At 55.2% G+C, this 18476-nt stretch carries 13 protein-coding genes; 8 read left to right on the top strand and 5 right to left on the bottom strand.

Annotation, left to right across the window (positions count from 1 at the left end; genetic code table 11):
• The first annotated feature begins 14 nt into the window (after positions 1–14).
• Positions 15–1283: an MFS transporter gene (locus tag MJ257_RS10140; RefSeq protein WP_240269143.1), complete on the top strand. Its 1269-nt coding sequence runs from the start codon at positions 15–17 to the stop codon at positions 1281–1283.
• A gap of 156 nt (positions 1284–1439) precedes the next feature.
• On the opposite strand, the gene MJ257_RS10135 is transcribed toward MJ257_RS10140, so the two are convergent.
• Complete coding sequence (locus tag MJ257_RS10135) at positions 1440–2732, bottom strand: CynX/NimT family MFS transporter (protein ID WP_240269142.1); 1293 nt, start codon at positions 2730–2732, stop codon at positions 1440–1442.
• Positions 2733–3137: 405 nt separating this feature from the next.
• Between MJ257_RS10135 and MJ257_RS10130 the strand changes: the two genes are divergently transcribed.
• The gene (locus tag MJ257_RS10130) at positions 3138–3803 is read left to right on the top strand and encodes a putative endonuclease domain-containing protein (protein WP_240269141.1); all 666 of its coding nucleotides are present in this window, start codon (positions 3138–3140) and stop codon (positions 3801–3803) included.
• A 249-nt stretch (positions 3804–4052) separates the two neighbouring features.
• Here MJ257_RS10130 and MJ257_RS10125 read toward each other — a convergent pair whose 3' ends face one another.
• Positions 4053–5624, bottom strand: coding sequence for a VanW family protein (locus MJ257_RS10125; RefSeq protein ID WP_240269140.1), 1572 nt, complete (start codon positions 5622–5624; stop codon positions 4053–4055).
• Between the two features lie 232 nt (positions 5625–5856).
• Between MJ257_RS10125 and ftsE the strand changes: the two genes are divergently transcribed.
• From ftsE to MJ257_RS10100, 5 genes are all read left to right on the top strand, one after another.
• Positions 5857–6543: a cell division ATP-binding protein FtsE gene (gene ftsE / locus MJ257_RS10120; protein WP_240269139.1), complete on the top strand. Its 687-nt coding sequence runs from the start codon at positions 5857–5859 to the stop codon at positions 6541–6543.
• Positions 6533–7447 (top strand): permease-like cell division protein FtsX, encoded by a 915-nt coding sequence (ftsX, locus tag MJ257_RS10115; protein WP_240269138.1) that lies wholly within the window; start codon positions 6533–6535, stop codon positions 7445–7447. Before ftsE ends, ftsX begins: the two co-directional genes overlap by 11 nt.
• 673 nt (positions 7448–8120) lie before the next feature.
• The gene (locus tag MJ257_RS10110; protein ID WP_372489768.1) at positions 8121–9338 is read left to right on the top strand and encodes a murein hydrolase activator EnvC family protein; all 1218 of its coding nucleotides are present in this window, start codon (positions 8121–8123) and stop codon (positions 9336–9338) included.
• A gap of 564 nt (positions 9339–9902) precedes the next feature.
• Positions 9903–11354, top strand: coding sequence for a S41 family peptidase (locus tag MJ257_RS10105; protein WP_240269136.1), 1452 nt, complete (start codon positions 9903–9905; stop codon positions 11352–11354).
• Positions 11355–11484: 130 nt separating this feature from the next.
• On the top strand, positions 11485–12840 hold the full coding sequence (locus MJ257_RS10100; protein ID WP_240269135.1) for a PDZ domain-containing protein: 1356 nt from the start codon (positions 11485–11487) through the stop codon (positions 12838–12840).
• A gap of 309 nt (positions 12841–13149) precedes the next feature.
• Here the strand turns inward: MJ257_RS10100 and MJ257_RS10095 are convergent, their stop codons facing one another.
• From MJ257_RS10095 to MJ257_RS10085, 3 genes are all read right to left on the bottom strand, one after another.
• The gene (locus tag MJ257_RS10095; RefSeq protein ID WP_240269134.1) at positions 13150–13800 is read right to left on the bottom strand and encodes a transcriptional regulator; all 651 of its coding nucleotides are present in this window, start codon (positions 13798–13800) and stop codon (positions 13150–13152) included.
• 430 nt (positions 13801–14230) lie between these two features.
• Positions 14231–15067, bottom strand: coding sequence for an OmpA/MotB family protein (locus MJ257_RS10090; RefSeq protein WP_240269193.1), 837 nt, complete (start codon positions 15065–15067; stop codon positions 14231–14233).
• 41 nt (positions 15068–15108) lie between these two features.
• Entirely contained in the window at positions 15109–15942 is an 834-nt protein-coding gene (locus MJ257_RS10085; protein ID WP_240269133.1) for a flagellar motor protein, read from the bottom strand.
• A gap of 261 nt (positions 15943–16203) precedes the next feature.
• Between MJ257_RS10085 and uvrB the strand changes: the two genes are divergently transcribed.
• Positions 16204–18195: an excinuclease ABC subunit UvrB gene (uvrB, locus tag MJ257_RS10080; RefSeq protein ID WP_240269132.1), complete on the top strand. Its 1992-nt coding sequence runs from the start codon at positions 16204–16206 to the stop codon at positions 18193–18195.
• Positions 18196–18476: the final 281 nt, after the last annotated feature.

Genomic DNA, 18476 nt, shown 5'->3' with positions numbered 1-18476 from the left:
AATGAGGTGTTGATATGAATAGGAATGATTCACAGGCTTTGCCCGCTTCCGGGAGCTTGTTCCGGAACCGGTTCTACCAGACGATCCTGATCTCCAATCTGTTCTTGCAGATCGGGATTTGGGTCCGCAACTTTGCGATTCTGATGTTCGTAACGGACCAAACCAACAACGATCCGCTGGCTATCTCGCTGATTTCGGTCGTGGAGTTTGCGCCGATCTTCGTGTTCTCCTTCATCGGCGGGGCATTCGCCGACCGGTGGAAGCCGAAGCGGACGATGATTTGGTGCGACTTCCTTTCCGCCGTTTCGGTGTTCGCCGTGCTGCTGACTTTGTTGTACGGTTCGTGGGAAGCGGTCTATTTCGCGACCTTTATCTCGGCGATTCTGTCGCAGTTCTCGCAACCATCGGTTATGAAGCTGTTCAAGCAACATGTTCATCCGGAGAAGGTACAGCAGGGGATGGCGTTGTTCCAATCGCTGGTGGCCATCTTTATGGTCATCGGTCCGTCCTTGGGGATTTTCTCGTACCACCAATTTGGGATCTATGTGTCGATCGGCGTCATGGGCGTGGCTTTCCTGATCTCCGCCGTCGTGCTGTTCCGGCTTCCGGCGGATGAGGAGCAAGAGACGAAACAGGAGCATGCCGGCAATATCCGCAAGGAATTGGCCGACGGCTTCCGTTATGTTTGGCATAGCCCGGTGTTGAAGGTGCTGGGCGCCACGTTTGCGATCGCCGGCTTCTCCGTCGGGATCATTCAGACGCTGGGTTTGTTCGTCGTGACCGAACGGTTAGGTCAGCCTAAAGAATTCCTGCAATTTTTGCTGGCGGTGAACGGTGTAGCGATGTTGATTGGCGGCGGTGCAATTATGGGCTTGGCCAAAAAAGTTCCCCCCCAAGTCCTGCTTGCCTTCGGGATGGCGATTAGCGCCGTCTGTATCGTGGGCATGGGGTTGTCAACCAGCGTACCGCTGACCTTGGTTCTGCAGTTCCTGAACGGATTAACGTTCCCTTGCATTCAGATCGGGATCAATACGATGATCTTGCAATGGACGGAGCAATCCTATGTGGGCCGCGTCAACGGCGTACTCAGCCCGATGTTCATGGGCATGATGGTCATCATGATGTCGTTGTCCGGCGTGCTGAAAACGATCTTCCCGCTCGTCGGCATTTACGCCGTATCCGGCATCATCATGCTGCTGGGCGCGATGATTCTGGTTCCGATCTTCAAGCATAAGCCGACGCTGCAGCAACAGCCGCAGCTGGGCGAACAGCCAACAAGCTAAGGTTTTATCGTTAAAAAAGCTGTCCCGCGGGTTCTGTGAAGGATCCTTGGGGCAGCTTTTTTGCGTAAGAGTGCTTGGCGTTGAGGTGCGGGTATGGAATGTTGCAGAAGGTGCAACATTTCGGAGCTGCGGCGGAGCATCGGTCCGTCACCGAGTCTACCGCGCGTCGACAAATCCTTTGCGGCCAGCGGCGTAGCCGAACAGGGCGGTTAATACAGAGACCCCGGTGATCACGGCGAGCGGGGTGTCCCAACTGCCGCTGAGGTCGTGGAGATAGCCGAACAGTGTCGGCCCGAACGCGGCGAGCACGTAACCGACCGATTGCGCCATGCCGGACAGGGCGTTGGCCTGTTCCGTCGTTCGCGAGCGCAGCGAGAAGAAGACGATCGCTAAGCCGAAGGTCGAACCGGAGCCGACCCCGAGCAAGAGGATGAAGAGGGCGGCCAACGAGACCGGTCCGGCCCAGATGCCGCCGAAGCCGATGACGCATAAGGCAGCGGTGGCGGCGGTCAGCCATTTCTGGCTGTCGGACCGCGCCGCGAGCAGCGGCATCAGGAACGAGCCGGCCATGCTGATCAGCTGCATGAGCGACAGCATCCAGCCGGCCTGTTCCGCGCTCATCCCGCGTTCCTGCAGGATGTCCGGCAGCCACGAAATGCTAATGTAAAACAGGATCGATTGGAAGCCCATAAAGATCGTCACCAGCCAAGCGACGCGGGAGCGCCAAATGCCGCGGGACGGGCGATTCGCCTCGCCTTGGCCGGGTTGGCGGCCGGTTGGGGCGGCGGGTGCCGCCGCCGTTAGGCTGCTAGAGCGGTTAGTGGCGGTCGCGTCCAGGTCTTTGCTGCCGGAGTCGGCGGTACACCGCGAAAGCAGCGGCAGCCAGACGAGGGTGCCGATGGCCGTCAACACTGCCCAGATGGTCAATGCGCCGCGCCACCCCAGCGGCCCTTGAGACAGCGGAACGCTGATCCCGGAGGAGATCGCGGCCCAGAACGTCAGGCAGGTGGTGAACAGGCTGGTCATCAGCCCGACTTGCTGCGGAAAGTCGCGTTTGATCAGCCCGGGCAGCAGCACATTGCAGACGGCGATGCCGATGCCGATCAGCGCGGTGCCGGCAAAGAGGGCGGCTACCGACGGCAGCGCGCGGACGAGGATGCCTCCTGTCATCAGGAGCATGCTGCAGAACAACGTCCGCTCCATGCCGAGCCTTGTGGACAAGCCTGGCGCAGCCAACGCGAACACTGCGAAGGCGATCAGCGGCAGCGTCGTCAGCATGCCCGACATCGTGTGCGACAGGCCTGTAGACGCCTCGATTTCGCCGATGATGGCGCCTACCCCGGTGATGGGCGACCGCAAGGCGGCGGCGGTCAGGAGAACCGCGGTGACCAACAGCCAGACGGAGGCGCCGCGGGTAGTGTTCAAGGCAGGGGCGATCGATTTATTCATGGGTGAGGAAGCCTCCTTATCATTGGACGATTCAATCCGGTAACCATGGCCGATTAGCCGAAATTAGCCGAAGCTTGTTACCATAGTTTGGAGATCCGGCGGATTATTTTATGCAGTGAATTTATAGCATACATTGCAGTGAGCGATGATCTCTCAGACGCAGTCCAGTATACTTCAAGTTTACATCGTGCGGCAACTTCGGGCGAGGCGTAGGGATCGGCTGGAATGTACCGGTTGTTAACCCTTGAGTGGGGGTAGGACAATTTCCCAGGCTTATGGTAGAATCATAAATAAATGAATATACGGGCCGTGAAGCACACGCCTTTTGTTGTCGGATGAAGAATGTCTAGTCCGTCAATGAAGGGCGTTTTATTTTTTCTAGTTCCAGTGGAGGAGGTTGATGGAATGGGGTTTCGAGAAACACATACGAAGTGGCTTAGTGATCATTTGGAACGTCGGCAAGGGGAGAGGGAACGAAGACTGAAGGAAGGGCACGGACACGCGGAGAAGGCCTTTGTCGAAAAAGTATGGTGGCCCGCCTTCGGACATTTTCGGGAGCTTCACCCCGAATATGAGGTGACCGATTTTAAAGACGGATTCCGCTATCTCGACTTTGCTTATCTTCGCTCCGGATTGCGGTTAGCGATCGAAATCGACGGATACGGCCCGCATCTGCGCAAAATCAGCCGCGATCGTTTCTCGGATCAATGTCGGCGGCAAAACGACTTGATCCTGGACGGCTGGAAGGTGCTGCGCTTTACCTATGATGACGTCAACGACAATCCGCGCTACTGCCAACAAACGTTGCAGCAGTTTATGGGGAGGTGGTTGGGAGAGGGGGAAAACATCGATGCGGTACATTTCATCGAAAGGGAAATTCTTCGCTTGTTTCTACGTGCCGACAAACCGATCACGCCTTCTGATGTTTCTCGTAGTTTAGGGATGAAGAATCAGACCGCCAGAAAGTGGCTCCACCACCTGGCGGACAAACAGTGGATTCAACCAGCGAGCGGGTCAGAACGTGTTCGAACCTACCTATTGGATGAACGAGGGAGGAAGATCGTCGGCTAATTAGGACAATAGAGTGATTTTTTGTCTCTATTTGAGTTGGAAAGACAATTTCCGGGGAAATAAAGTGATAAAATGTCGCTATTACCTTATCTAGCCCAAGATTTTGCTGAAAATCAGTGGAATAGCGTTATTTATTAATGCTATTTGGTGCAAATTTCGCGAGAACGACAAAATAGGGTGATATTTTACCGTTATCACGGGCGCGCGACAAGTGGATTAGGGGAGCAGCGCCACCCCCCCCCCCGAATCTCACCGAAAATTCGGACCCGTTACGCCATCCTCCAAAATTTGTTTGGGTGGACGCTCCGACGGCGCGCCCTCCGGGTGTCCGATCCTATTGCTATTGTTGGAGCTACCGCCACCTGATCCGTCGGCACCATTGCCTCCGCCACTCCCGCCACTAGCCGCGCCGCCCTTGGTATCGCGCACGGCGATCACCGTCGGTTGCGCCGGATACGTGTCCTTGGAAATCAGCGCGCGCTCGACCGTTCGGCCATCCACCTTCTTGATGCGATACGTTTCGACGACATACCCCTGCTTCCCGCGCACCAGCACCTGACGGCTCCCGGCAGGGAGCGAGACGTTCGCTACATATTTGTTTGGCGGAGGGAGGATCTCCGCCGTTCGGGATTCAAGCGAGTAGCTGACATTTTCCGGCATATCACCGAACAGTTTCACGGTGAGCTGGCGGTTTTTCACCTCGGCGCGGATGAGAAGATGGTGGCCGGAGGTGTTTTTGAAGCGAAAATTAATGTAGCCCTTGGCGAACGTGGCATCTTGTCCCTTGGGCAAGTAACTGACCGGCAGCGAGTGATTGCGACGCTCCACGATCGACAGCCCGGCACGGACCGCCGCATTGTAGAGCGTGCTCGACACCTGGCAAATGCCGCCGCCAACTCCGGGCACCAGCTTGCCCCCAAAAATAACGGGCGCCTCCTGGAAGCCAAACGTCTTCTCCGCATATTCGATCGCTTCGCTGTAATCGAAAATCTCCCCGGGAGCCAGCACCCTCCCGTCGATGCTGCGCGCCGCCGAGTCGACGTTATGCACACGCCCGGTTCCGCTCGTCCGCAGGCTCGTGGAAAATTGTACGATTTTGCGGCGGATGCCTTCTTTTTTGAGGAGATCCACGGTGATCTTGGGTTGTACAGTCTTCAGCGGCACGGTAAACCGCAAGGTTGGAAGCTGCTTCGATAACGGCAACGACAACGCCGCCGGTGTCGGGATCGGTTCATGCCATGAATTTTTCTCCAGCCGGCGCACTTCCTCTCCTAGCTGCTTCGGCACCGTCTCCAACAAGCGATCCCAGTCGATCCGCTGCACTGCAGTGCCCGGCAAGTAGCGAATCTGATCGTCGGCCGTAATCGTCCGCACGGCGTTGACCGGGGAGCCAAACAGGGATTTTTCCCATTCAGGAGTGAATACCGCCTGCAGCTTTCGTGGATCAAAGGTGATAGTGAGCATCCACTGTTTATCAAAATTCCTCCTAGCCTGCACCCGTTCCCATAATGTCCCTTCCCCCAGTCGACGTACCTCCTCCCGAAAATGCTCCGCATCAAACGTGACCCCGGCTTCTGTCCAGGTCATGGTTTTCACGTTGCCGTCCACCGTAAACACCACTTGCTTCCGGTTTAACGCGGCGATCTCCTGGTCGAGCAGTTGCAAGGCTTCGTCGCGGTGGCGCCGGCCCAGCTCCAATCCGGCCACGAGTGTACCCGGAGGCAAGGTGTCCTGCGAGACATATAAAGCTAATGCTCCCCAAAACGCCGTGCCGAGGAGCCCGACACAGAGGAGGAACGCTGCCAAATGTTTCTTTTTCATCGCCGTCTCCTTTATTGTGAAGACCTTATTTTTAATAGAAGAGAACCTTGTACAATCATATGTATGATCAAACTGCCGGAAACTTTCGGGTACTCAAGAGGTAACATCTTTGTTACAATAAAAATCGGACTTGAAGGAAATTACTCAGGTTTTAAAGGATTTGGCAGGAACGTGTCGAATGTAAAATAGGGCCATCTATAGAACCGGAATCATAGATTTAGGACGTGATCAAGTGATAGAAATGCAGGATGTCTGGAAGACGTATCCGAATGGAACCCACGCCCTCAGAGGCGTTTCGGTCAAAATCGACCGTAATGAATTCGTGTATTTGGTTGGTCCCTCCGGCGCAGGGAAATCAACGTTCATGAAACTAATTTACCGGGAGGAAGTGCCCACGAAAGGGCAGATTTCCGTCAACGGTTTTAACATTGGCAAACTCAAACCTCGCAAAATCCCCTATGTGCGCCGAAATATCGGGGTTATTTTCCAGGATTTTCGGCTGCTTCCGAAGCTGACGGCTTACGAGAACGTTGCCTTTGCTTTGGAGGTTATCGAAGCCCCCAAGAAGATCATCAAGAAACGCGTGACTGAAGTGCTCGACCTCGTCGGGCTGAAAAATAAAGCCAATCGCGATCCTTCCCAACTTTCCGGCGGTGAGCAGCAACGGGTGGCGATCGCCCGGGCGATCGTCAATAATCCGTCCGTCATCATTGCCGACGAACCCACGGGGAACCTCGATCCCGAGACCTCCTGGGGGATCATGCAGCTGCTGGATGAGATCAATTTCCGCGGCACCACCATCGTTATGGCTACCCACAACAAAGAGATCGTTAATACCATGCGCAAACGCGTCATCGCCATCGAACACGGCAACATCGTGCGAGACCAGCTGAGAGGGGAATACGGTTATGACTATTAGCACCTTCGTGCGGCATTTGCGGGAAGGCGCGAAAAGCGTGTTCCGCAACGGCTGGATGTCGGTAGCGTCCGTGACCTCGATCATCGTCTCGCTGCTGATCTTAGGCGTGTTCACCTTGCTTGTGCTGAACGTCAATTCGTTTGCCGATGAGGCGGACAGCCAGGTACAGATCAAGGCTTATTTGAACTCGGATGTGACCGAAGCCGTACGCGACCAGATTTATAACGAAATCGGATCGATGGAAGAGGTCAGCAAAGTCACGTTGATCCCCAAGGCCGAAGGCTTGAAGGATTTCCGGGAGAAGCTGGGCGAGGAAGGCAAGGACCTGCTGGAGGGATACGACGAGACCACAAACCCGATTCCCGACACGTTCGAGGTTCAGGTGATCGAGCCGACGACCGCGCCTTACGTGGCCAGCAAGATTACCGCGCTGAACGAGAAATACCAAGAGAAGCCGATCTATAAGGTCAATTACGGACAAGGCACGGTGGAAAAATTGTTCAAAATCACCCGGGCGATCCGCAATATCGGATTCGCTTTTGTGGCCGGCCTGGGTCTGATGGCGATGTTCCTCATATCCAATACAATCCGGGTGACGATCTTGGCCCGTCGCCGCGAGATCGGCATCATGAAGCTGGTCGGCGCGACGAACACCTTCATTCGCTGGCCGTTTTTCGTGGAAGGCGCGCTGATTGGCTTCATCGGTTCCGTCATTACCGTAGGCGTGTTGTTCTTCAGTTACAACCAGCTGGTGTCCTCGGTGAAAGCCGACGTTACGCTGGCCCTTCAGTTGGTTCCGTTAAGCGAGGTCGGCATGGAATTGGGCGGATTGCTCATCGGCTTGGGCCTTTTGATCGGGGTTTGGGGAAGCACGATGTCGATCCGGAAGTTTTTGAAGGTGTAGCAGAGCGTAGCTGGAAGCTACGTGAGCAACGGAGCGACCGGGTGAATTCAAGATTCGACGTCGAGATACTCCTTAGAAATAGCATCGCGATCAAAAGCCGAGCTAAGGAAAATTTGATGAGGTTAAAAATCCGGCTTTTCAGCGCCAAGAAGGTTGGATGAAGCTAGGGAGGGAGTAGCAGAGCGTAGCTGGAAGCTACGTGAGCAACGGAGCGACTGGGTGAATTCAAGATTCGACGTCGAGATACTCCTTAGAAATAGCATCGCGATCAAAAGCCGAGCTTAGGAAAATTTGATGAGGTTAAAAATCCGGCTTTTCAGCGCCAAGAAGGTTGGATGAAGCTAGGGAGGGAGTAGCGGAGCGTAGCTGGAAGCTACGTGAGCAACGGAGCGACTGGCTGAATTCAAGATTCGACGTCGAGATACTCCTTAGAAATAGCATCGCGATCAAAAGCCGAGCTTGAGAAAAATTAATGAGGTTAAAAATTCGGCTTTTCAGCGCCAAGAAGGTTGGATGAAGCTAGGGAGTGAGTAGCGGAGCGTAGCTGGAAGCTACGTGAGCAACGGAGCGACTGGCTGAATTCAAGATTCGACGTCGAGATACTCCTTAGAAATAGCATCGCGATCAAAAGCCGTATTTTTAACTACCTTATATGAAGGATGGGGAAACGAAGTTGAAGAAATGGGTAACCACGATCACCATTGTCGCAATAGCCGCTTTGATCTTCCAACCTACCGAAGGCTTCGCCAAAACGAAAACCATCAGCCAGATCGACAAAGAGCTGAAGCAGCTTCAGGAGCAGGCCAAGCAGGCCAAACGGCAACAGGAGAAAGCCGCTAACCAGAAGCAGGAAGCACAGCATTACGTCAATAAGAACACCAATTACCTTAAACAATTGATGGGACAGATTGAGGTTGTTAGCAACGAGTTGACCCAGATTTCGATCAATATCGATAAAACCGAGCAGGACTTGCGCACGACCGCGGAAAAATTGGACGAGACCCAGGCACGGATCGAGGAGCGCTCCCATTTGCTTGATACCCGTGTCCGGTTGATGTATACGGATGGCGTCGTATCCTATTTGGACGTATTGCTTTCCTCCACCAGCTTTACCGACTTCCTGGAGCGGGCGGACTCCTTGCAGGCGATCGCCAACCAGGACCATGTCCTATTGGATGAGCATAAACGGGACAAGGAACTGATCGTGCAGCAGCAACAACAGCTGGAGCAGGATTATGCGAAAGTGAAGCAGCTGTATGCGGATGCTGAGGCTCGCAAAAGCGACTTGGAAGCCAAAGAGAACGAGAAACAGCAGCTGATCGCAAAATATAACGACGACATCGAGCAATCCGAGGACATCAGCGAGGAACAGGAAGCGCTCCTGATCGAGCTGGCAACGAAACGGGCGGCGTTGGAGCAAGAGAAGAACAAGCTGAAAGCCGCTCAAGTTTACAAGTATAAAAAGAGTTCCAACGGATCGGGCGGATTCAAAGGAAACGGCGGTTCGTTCGGGTTGCCGGTGGACGGCGCACGAGTCTCCTCCGGTTACGGTACGCGGATCCATCCGATTACCGGCGTGAAGAAGAAGCATACCGGGGTGGATTTTGCGGCCCCTCAAGGCACGGACATCCATGCAGCGGAAGACGGCGTGGTCATCGTCGCGGAATGGTGGAGCGGTTACGGCAATACGGTGATCATCGACCACGGCGACAACGTATGGACGCTCTACGGTCATATCCGCAACGGCGGGATTAAGGTGGAAAAAGGCCAGCAAGTCAAAAAAGGCGAAAAAATCGCCGAAGTGGGAAGCACCGGCAACTCAACGGGCCCGCACTGCCATTTCGAGGTCCGGATTAACGGGAACCCGGTAGACCCGATGCCGTATTTGTAATAAAATAGCTATAGTGTTCGAGCGAAAACGGATACCGCCCTTTGGGGCCGGGTCCGTTTTCCCCGTTTGAGGTTGTTCGCACCGAGAAGGTTGGGTGAAGCTAGAGACGGAGCAACGGAGCGTAGTCGTAGGCTACGTGAGCAGCTGAAATGTTTCCGTAGGAAACATGCTTCGGAAGCATCCGCTTTGGCTCGGCTGAATTCAAGATTCGACGTCGATTACGCTGCTTGAAAGTGCTTCGTACTAAGAAGCCGATTTTAAAACAACCTAGTTCGGATGAAAGTTTTCAAATGGGGTTTTTAGTACCGAGAAGGTTGGATGAAGCTAGAGACGGAGTAGCGGAGCGTAGTCGTAGGCTACGTGAGCAACGGAAGGCTCGGCTGAATTCAAGATTCGACGTCGATTAAGCTGCTTGAAAGTGCTTCGTACTAAGAAGCCGATTTGAAAACAACCTTTAATTGTAAATATTTCTCATGGGCGGGACATATACTATGGGACGTTCAAATTCGGACGGGCCGGGCAACATTCCCGGGCACGTTCATCATTCAGAGGCGGTGATCTAGGATGTATAAAGGTCGTACGGTAACCCTGCTCGTTATCGCAGCCATGCTGGTCAGCAGCTTGCTGACGTTAACGCTGACGGGGGAATGGAGCTTTGCCGGTACGGGACCGCTGCGCAGCGGAAATTTTGCCGACACGGCCGGCACCGGCTCAAAGCAAGACATCAAAAAAATCGAGACGGCGCTGCAGCTCGTCCAGAAAAACTACGTCGAAGACGTGGATACGAACAAATTGATTGATGGCGCGATTGATGGAATGATGAATGCGTTGGAGGATCCGTTTTCCTCCTATATGGCGCCCGATACGGCGCAGCAATTTTCGGAGCAGATCGAGGGTTCTTTTACCGGAATCGGGGCGGAAGTGTCCATGGAGAACGGCAATGTGGTCGTTGTCTCTCCGATCAAGGGCTCTCCTGCCGAAAAAGCCGGCATTCAGCCAAAGGATATCCTGTTGTCGGTGAACGGTGAATCGTTTGAAGGCCTAAGCCTAAACGAGGCGGTAGCCAAAATCCGCGGTCCTAAAGGCACGACGGCAAAAGTCAAAGTGAAACGGGCCGGATCCGCCAGCACGCTGGAATTTGAAATTGTCCGTGCGGACATCGCGCTGGAAACCGTGTATGCCGAGATGAAGGAAGGTAAAGTTGGGGTCATCGAGGTGACCGAGTTTTCCTTAAATACGGCCGATCGTTTCAAAAAAGAACTGGATGCCTTGGAGAAACAAGGCATGAAAGGTCTGGTCATCGACGTGCGCAACAATCCGGGCGGGGTGCTGGACGTGGTCGAGACGATGGCAGAGATGTTCGTGCCGAAGGGCAAAGCCATTGTTCAGATCGAAGATAAGTACAAACGCCGGCAGCAGTCGGTTTCCAAAGGAACCGGCAAATCCTATCCGATCGTCGTGGTCACGAATAAGGGCAGCGCGAGCGCCTCGGAGATCTTAGCCGGAGCTTTGCAGGAGTCTGCGGGGGCGAAGCTGGTAGGCGAAGCTACGTACGGCAAAGGCACGGTACAAACAAGCTTCAGCCAGGAGATGGGCGACGGCAGCCTGCTGAAAATCACCATTGCCAAATGGCTGACGCCAAACGGCGAATGGATTCATAAGAAGGGGATCAAGCCGGACATTGCGGTGTCCCAGCCGGACTATTTTACGGTAGCCCCGATCAATAAGGAAAAAACCTACAAGTACGATATGCTCGGCGAGGATATCAAAAGCGCCCAAACGATGCTGGACGGACTCGGATACGATCCGGGCCGGAAGGACGGTTACTTCGATAAAAATACCGAGAAGGCGCTGAAGAAGTTCCAGGTCGACCAGAAGCTTACGGCGAATGGCGTACTGGACGCGAAAACCGCCGAGGCCTTGGAGAACAGCGTGATCCAACACATCCGCGATCCGAAAAACGACGCGCAGTTAAATCGCGCGCTGGAGATCGTACGGAAGGAAATCGCCTCGTAGATGTCGAAACCCTTAGAGGGCTGAAATCCGGCCCTCTTTTTTTCTGATTGGCGGAAGTCTATAAGCTAACCATTCATCATTTTCATAGAGCAAGGTTTAACTTACACCGATAAAGGAGCGTGAGTACCTCTTGGATCTCATTCTGGAAGGATTGTGGAGTCTGGCGGAAGCAGGGGCGCAGCTATTGTTGCAGCCGTTCTACTATTTTTCGATCATCGTCGTCCTGCTGATTTATCGCAGGCAGGTGGTGCTGGAGCGCCGCCTGTTTCATGTTCGCCTGCACAGCTGGGGCTTGCAGACCTGGCGTACCGCTCTTGGCGGCTTGCTGGCGGGGCTGACGGTTTCCGTCGTCTTCGTATTCCTTGGAATGAATCTGACGATGGAGGGGATTCTCTGCCTTTGGGCGGTTACGTTGGTGCTGATGCTGTTCCGCATCCGCTATTTATGCTTGGCTTATGCCGTGGGCTTGCTTGGCGTGATCCAGTTCGGGTTGAACTTGTTCCCGGAATTTGCGGGCAGCGGCTTGCTGAGCGACATCGTGCGCATCGTCCGAGAATTGGACATTCCGGCGCTGCTCTGCCTGGTCGGGTTGCTGCATGTGGCCGAAGGCCTGCTGGTACGGTGGCAGGGGGCTTCTTTTGCCGGTCCGTTGTTTTTTGAAGGCAAACGGGGCAGGCTGATCGGCGGGTACCAAATGCAGGGCTTGTGGCCGGTACCGTTGTTCCTGCTTGTACCGGCGCAGACTGCCGGCGGGGTGTTGCCTTGGACGCCTTTGTTCGGCGGGGACGCATGGCAGGGCGGCTTCAGCCTGATGGCGCTGCCGATCGTGCTCGGGTTCTCGGAGATGACGATGGGGCTGCTGCCGAAGGAGAAAGCCCGGATCTCGTCGGGCCGGCTACTGGGCTACGGCGCGGTCATCACCGTGCTGGCATTGCTGACGGCCTGGTGGAGTCCACTCCTGCCGGTGGCCGCGCTCGCGGCGTTCGTGCTGCACGAAGCGCTGATCTGGCTGAGCCGCTACGAGGAGCAGCAGCGCAGCCCGCTGTTTGTCCATCCGCAGGGGGGACTGAAGGTGCTGGCCGTGCTGCCGGGCAGCCCGGCGGAAGAGCTCGGCATCCGGGCCGGCGAGTCGATCGTGAAGGTCAACGGGGTGCCGGTGCCCACCAAGGAGGATCTGCATGCGGCGCTGCGGATCAACCCGGCTTTTTGCAAGCTGGAGGTGCTGAATCTCGCGGGCGAGAGCAAATTCCTCCAGCGCGCCATCTACGCCGGCGATCACCACCAGCTCGGCGCGATCCTCGCGCCGGATGAGCTGGCGCCGGCGGCGGTAAGGCTGCAGCCGCTGTCGCTGCTGCAGCTGCTGCGCCCGCGCGTGAGCGCCCGCGCGGCGCGCGGCGCTCGGGGCGCCACGCCCGCGCCGCAGCGCGATGCGCGGGCGGGCGGCGGTGCGCCGGCGGCGGCCGACGGGCCGGCCGCCGAGGCGTAGGCCGCGCGCGCGGGCCGGGGGCACCGGCCGGGCGCAGCGCGGACAACAAAGCCCGCCTGGGAGGTATTCCATCTCCCAGGCGGGCTTTTGCTTGGCTAACGGACCCAGATGCCGCTATTTACTTGGGATACGCAGCTATGAGGATTTAACGGACTCAGATGCTCTTATTTGACTAGATTCCGGACGAACCCTCCCAGATTACCTGTAATAAGGCCTCCTCAGTCCGTTAGAACAGGATATCGTGTGGGAAATAGCAAATAAGGTCCCTGGGGTCCGTTAAAGTTTCTAAGTTAGAAGTACGAATGCCCCTCAACGCACAAGACGATAAGTCCGATAACGGCTCTTTCCGCTGGCAACAGATAATTCTTGCTTATGAGCTAACCCATGCAATATACGTCTGGCGTGACGGTCCGTAATCCGCAAATGCTTCGACAGCTCAAGTGGACTAAAAGGCCGCAGCAGCCGCGTCGCATAACGTACCGTTTCCGCCTCTAGCCAATTTAAGTCAGGATGTACCGCAGTGGTCATGAATTTACCGATAAAAGACAACACCAGTTGCTGACATTGCTTCGGCTCCTCTACGATAGACAAGTAAGCGATAGGGAGTATCGTCCAACCATCTAACGCCAATAAACTCTGACGCCAACATAAGTCCTTGAAACGTCGAACGTCCAAATCCCTTGCATGGGGCCCGTATCCTTGAATTTCAATACCTCCTTTAGCCGATTCGGATCCCGGGAGATAAGCGAGATCCAAATATCGGTAACCATTGTTGAAGTCCCGTACTTCCCATTCCGGATATAAGTGATCGAATTGTCCAACGGCAGGGAACCAGACGAATCGCATAAATTCCATCGTGCCATGTCCCAATCCCTTTTTGAGGAGCTCCAATCGTCTAGGGTTCTTCTCCTCCTCCATTTGACGTGCCATCCACGCATCAAAAGCTTGATCAAAATTCATCTCAGCCCAACCCTCCTTCATTTGCGAAAACAAAAACGCCGCCCCGATACCATTCCACCCACAAAGGGGCGAAGGATCAAGACGGCGTGTGCTTCACGGCCTATTTGAGCATAGTTTATCGTGTTTATCACATTCTGGCAATGGGGTTCTCGCGGGTTTCAACTCATTGAGGATCGCTAACGGACCGAGTTGTCCTTATTTTATCCGTAGTTACCAGTCATCAATTTTAACGGACTCCAGAGGCGTTATATGCTGCAAATTCGATCGTTGGCGCCGATTGGCTAGCCAATAAGGCCTCTCCGGTCCGTTAACCGGGGAAATAGGCCGGGAATTAGCAAATAGCGTCTTTGTGGTCCGTTAGAGTTAGGCACACCGGAAAAAGGGCCCGGACATCGGCGCGGACACTCAAGCGACCTCTCGCCCCCCCCCCCTACTGCTGCAACTGCCGCAATACCGTGATCTCCACCCGGCGGTTCTTTTGGCGGCCTTCGGTTGTGTCGTTGTCGGCGGCGGGGCGGGTGTCGGCGTAACCGGCGTATTGGAAATGCTGCGGATCCAGCTTCTCCTTGTCGACGAAAAACCGCAACACCGACAGCGCTCTCGCCCCCGACAGCTCCCAGTTGTCCTTGAACTCCGAGGCGTACACGATCGGCAGGCTGTCGGTATGGCCTTCAATGCTGATCACCGTATCGAGCTGACGGAACAAGCTGGCCAGCTTGGCTAGCGTCTTGGCCGAGTCGCTTTTCAGGTCGGCTTTCCCGGTATCGAACAGAAACCGGTCGCTTAACGTGATCGAGATGCCTTTGGGCAAGTCGGCCACGCGGATTTGATCCTCAAGCGAATTGTCCTTGATGTAACCCTCAATCAGCTTCATCAAGTTGGCGAGCTCCTCCTCCTGCTTGCGAAAAGCGAGCTCTCGCTCCGTCAACGGCGCTTGTCCGGTGCTGTCGGCTTGGCCTGTCGTTCCTTGACCTTCGCCTTGCTTGCTGCCGCGATCGGCCGAAGCCGGCGGATTCTTGTGGCTGTAACGGCTCTCCGTCCCCGTAATGCCGCTGCCCAGCTCCAGAATGGAATCCCCGCCTTTGAACGTCTGCTGCAGGGAAGAGGTCACCACTTCATATTTTTCCACGTCCAGCCGGCTCATGGCATACATCATCACGAAAAAAATCAACAACAACGTAATCAAATCCGCATAGGTGATCATCCAGCGGTCCTTCGTATCGTTTCGCTCCGTACGTCTCCCGCGTCTGCGGGATTCCCGGGGCATACGGTCCAGTTCAGCGTTCTTGCCCGGTTTGCTGGACGGTCTCATAACTCATTCTCCTCGGAGCCGCGAATGCGGGAGCCGCTTCCGAACCCGGCCGGGTTCTCCGGCTCGATCTCCGGCAGAAGCCGCGTGGTTTCCGCGGTAAAAGACTCCAGCTTACGCCGCACGAGCAACGGATGGTCCCCGTTCTGGATCGACAAAATCCCCTCGAGCATCATATCCATCCGGTCAATCTCGTCATCGCAGCGCGATTTGATCTTGGAGGCGATCGGAAGAAAGATCAGGTTGGCGCTAGCCACCCCGTACAACGTCGCCGTAAAAGCAAGCGCGATCGAAGGACCGAGCGCCGTCGGTTCGGATAAGCTGCCGAGCACGTGGATGAGCCCCATCACCGTGCCGATAATCCCCATCGTCGGGGCGTACCCGCCGGCCGATTCGAAGATTTTGGCGTAGCCGTCATATTTTTTCGCGACCGCATCGATTTCCAGCTCCATGATCTGCCGCACCATCGCGCGTTCCGTACCGTCCACCACCAGTTGAATCCCCTCACGCAAAAAAGGATCCTGGTGTTCGGCGGCCTTTTTCTCCAAAGCCAATACGCCTTCGCGGCGGGAAATCGACGACATGCCCACGATATCCTCGATCACGTCGTCCTGCGCCTGGGATTTGGTCATGAACGCCAATGCCAGCGCCTTCGGCACCGTACGAAGCTTGGCAACGGGAAAGCTGATCAACACCGCGGCAAAAGTACCGCCAAACACGATTAAAGCGGCGGTAATCTGCAGTAAACCGCCCAACTGACCGCCTTCCAGCATAAATCCGCCAACCAGGGCAGCTAGTCCAACAATGATGCCTATCAGCGTTGCAATATCCATGGATTGTGTACAACTCCTATTCTCGATTACCGTTTGCATCTATAAGATGAAAAAGGTATAATACATGGGAACACCCATTCCTATTTTGATAAATTTAGGAAGGTCCTTAAGGGGTAAGCTTGGTTTATTCATCGGAATCATGACGATCCTAGTTTATATCAGGGAACCGAACAAGTTGAGGCAACCATCTCATGCATAGATAGAACGAATACCGGAGACGCCTCTAGTATTCCATTTTAGACGATAGGGTGATGTTGGACAATGAGTGAAATCGTGTTTAGCGACAATAAATTCGAGCTGATTTCCGAATATACGCCACAAGGAGACCAGCCGGAGGCGGTGCGACAACTGGTAGAGGGCGTGCTAGCCGGAAAAAAACACCAGACGTTGCTCGGGGCTACAGGAACGGGCAAAACGTTTACGATCGCGCATACGATAGCGAAGCTTGGACGGCCCACCCTCGTCATCGCGCATAACAAGACGCTGGCGGCGCAGCTGGCCAGCGAATTTCGCGAGTTTTTCCCCAATAACTCGGTTGACTACTTCGTTAGTTACTACGACTACTACCAGCCGGAAGCTTACATTCCTTCCTCCGACACCTACATCGAGAAAGATTCCAGCATTAATGAAGAAATCGATAAACTGCGGCACTCTGCGACGAGCGCGCTGTTCGAGCGGCGGGACGTCATCATCGTGGCGAGCGTGTCGTGCATTTACGGCCTCGGTTCGCCGATGGAGTACCGCAATTTGGTGCTGTCGCTGCGGGTAGGGATGGAGAAGCCGCGCAATCAGATTTTGAGTCGGCTGGTGGATATCCAATATCAACGGAACGATTTGAATTTCGTGCGCGGCACGTTTCGGGTCCGCGGCGATGTGTTGGAGATCTTCCCGGCTTCGCGTGGCGAGCAGGCGATTCGGGTGGAGTTTTTCGGCGACGAGATCGAGCGGATTACGGAGATCGACGTGCTGACCGGCGAATTGATCGGCGAACGCGAGCATGTGGCGATTTTTCCGGCGTCTCACTTCGTCACCCAGGAAGAAACGATGAAGATCGCCATCACGAACATCGAACGCGAACTGGAAGAGCGGCTGGCGGAATTCCGCGCGCAAGGCAAGCTGCTGGAAGCCCAACGGCTGGAGCAGCGGACGCGGTACGACATCGAAATGATGAAAGAGGTCGGCTTCTGCTCCGGGATCGAGAACTACTCGGGACCGTTAACCTTCCGTGAGCGCGGGGCGACGCCGTATACGTTGATGGATTATTTTCCGGATGATATGTTGATCGTCATCGACGAATCCCACGTCACGCTGCCGCAGATCCGGGCGATGTACAACGGTGACCAGGCACGTAAGAACGTGCTGGTAGATCACGGGTTCCGCCTGCCGTCGGCGCTGGATAACCGTCCGCTGCGGTTTGAAGAGTTTGAGGAGAAAGCGACGCAGTTGATTTATGTTTCGGCGACGCCGGGGCCTTACGAGATGGAGCACTGCAACACGATGGTGCAGCAGATCATTCGTCCGACGGGCCTGCTGGACCCGATTATCGAGGTGCGACCGACGAAAGGGCAGATTGACGATCTGATCGGGGAAATCCGCGACCGCATCGCCAAAGACGAACGCGTGCTGGTGACGACGCTGACCAAGAAGATGGCGGAAGACTTGACCGATTACCTCAAGGAGGTTGGAATCAAAGTCAGGTATCTTCACTCCGATATCAAAACGCTGGAGCGGATGAGCATTTTGCGGGACCTGCGGCTAGGTACGTTCCATGTGCTGATCGGGATTAACCTGCTGCGGGAAGGCCTGGATTTGCCGGAGGTGTCGCTGGTGGCGATTTTGGACGCCGATAAGGAAGGGTTCCTCCGTTCGGAACGCTCGCTGATCCAGACGATCGGGCGGGCCGCGCGGAATGCGGACGGCCGAGTGCTGATGTACGGCGATTCGATCACGGAGTCAATGGACCGGGCGATCAAGGAAACCGAGCGTCGGCGCAGTATCCAGATCGCGTACAACGAAAAGCACGGCATCACGCCGCAGACGATCCGCAAGAAGGTGCGCGACGTGATCGAGGCCACCAAGGTGGCGGAGAGCAAAGCCGATTACCTGGCCGATGCGAAAGGCAAGATGTCCAAACGCGACCGCGAAGCGATGATCGGCCGTCTCGAGGCCGAGATGAAGGAAGCGGCGAAGAATCTGCAATTCGAACGCGCTGCTGAGCTGCGCGACGCGATCCTGGAGCTGAGGGCGGAGTAACGCCTTTGTTTGCTGGAAGCAGCTCCTGGCTTCTTCCGACGATGTTGGCTTGCCGGGGCGCTGACCCAAATTGGCTAATGTGTAACGGAACTGAGAGACCTTATTTGCTCTGGAGAGCACGGTTCCTCCTTCTAACGGAACGAGGAGACGCTATTTGCTCGAAAGAGACCATAAACGGATGAGTTTATGCCAAATAAGGTCTCTGGTTTCCGTTAAACCGGGAAATTTCCGGGAAATGAGCGAATAACGTCTCTGTGTTCCGTTAGAGCACCTGCGAATAA

The sequence above is a fragment of the Paenibacillus timonensis genome (assembly GCF_022427145.1).
GTDB classification, from domain to species: domain Bacteria; phylum Bacillota; class Bacilli; order Paenibacillales; family Paenibacillaceae; genus Fontibacillus; species Fontibacillus timonensis.
This window is presented reverse-complemented; position numbering and strand designations above follow the sequence as displayed.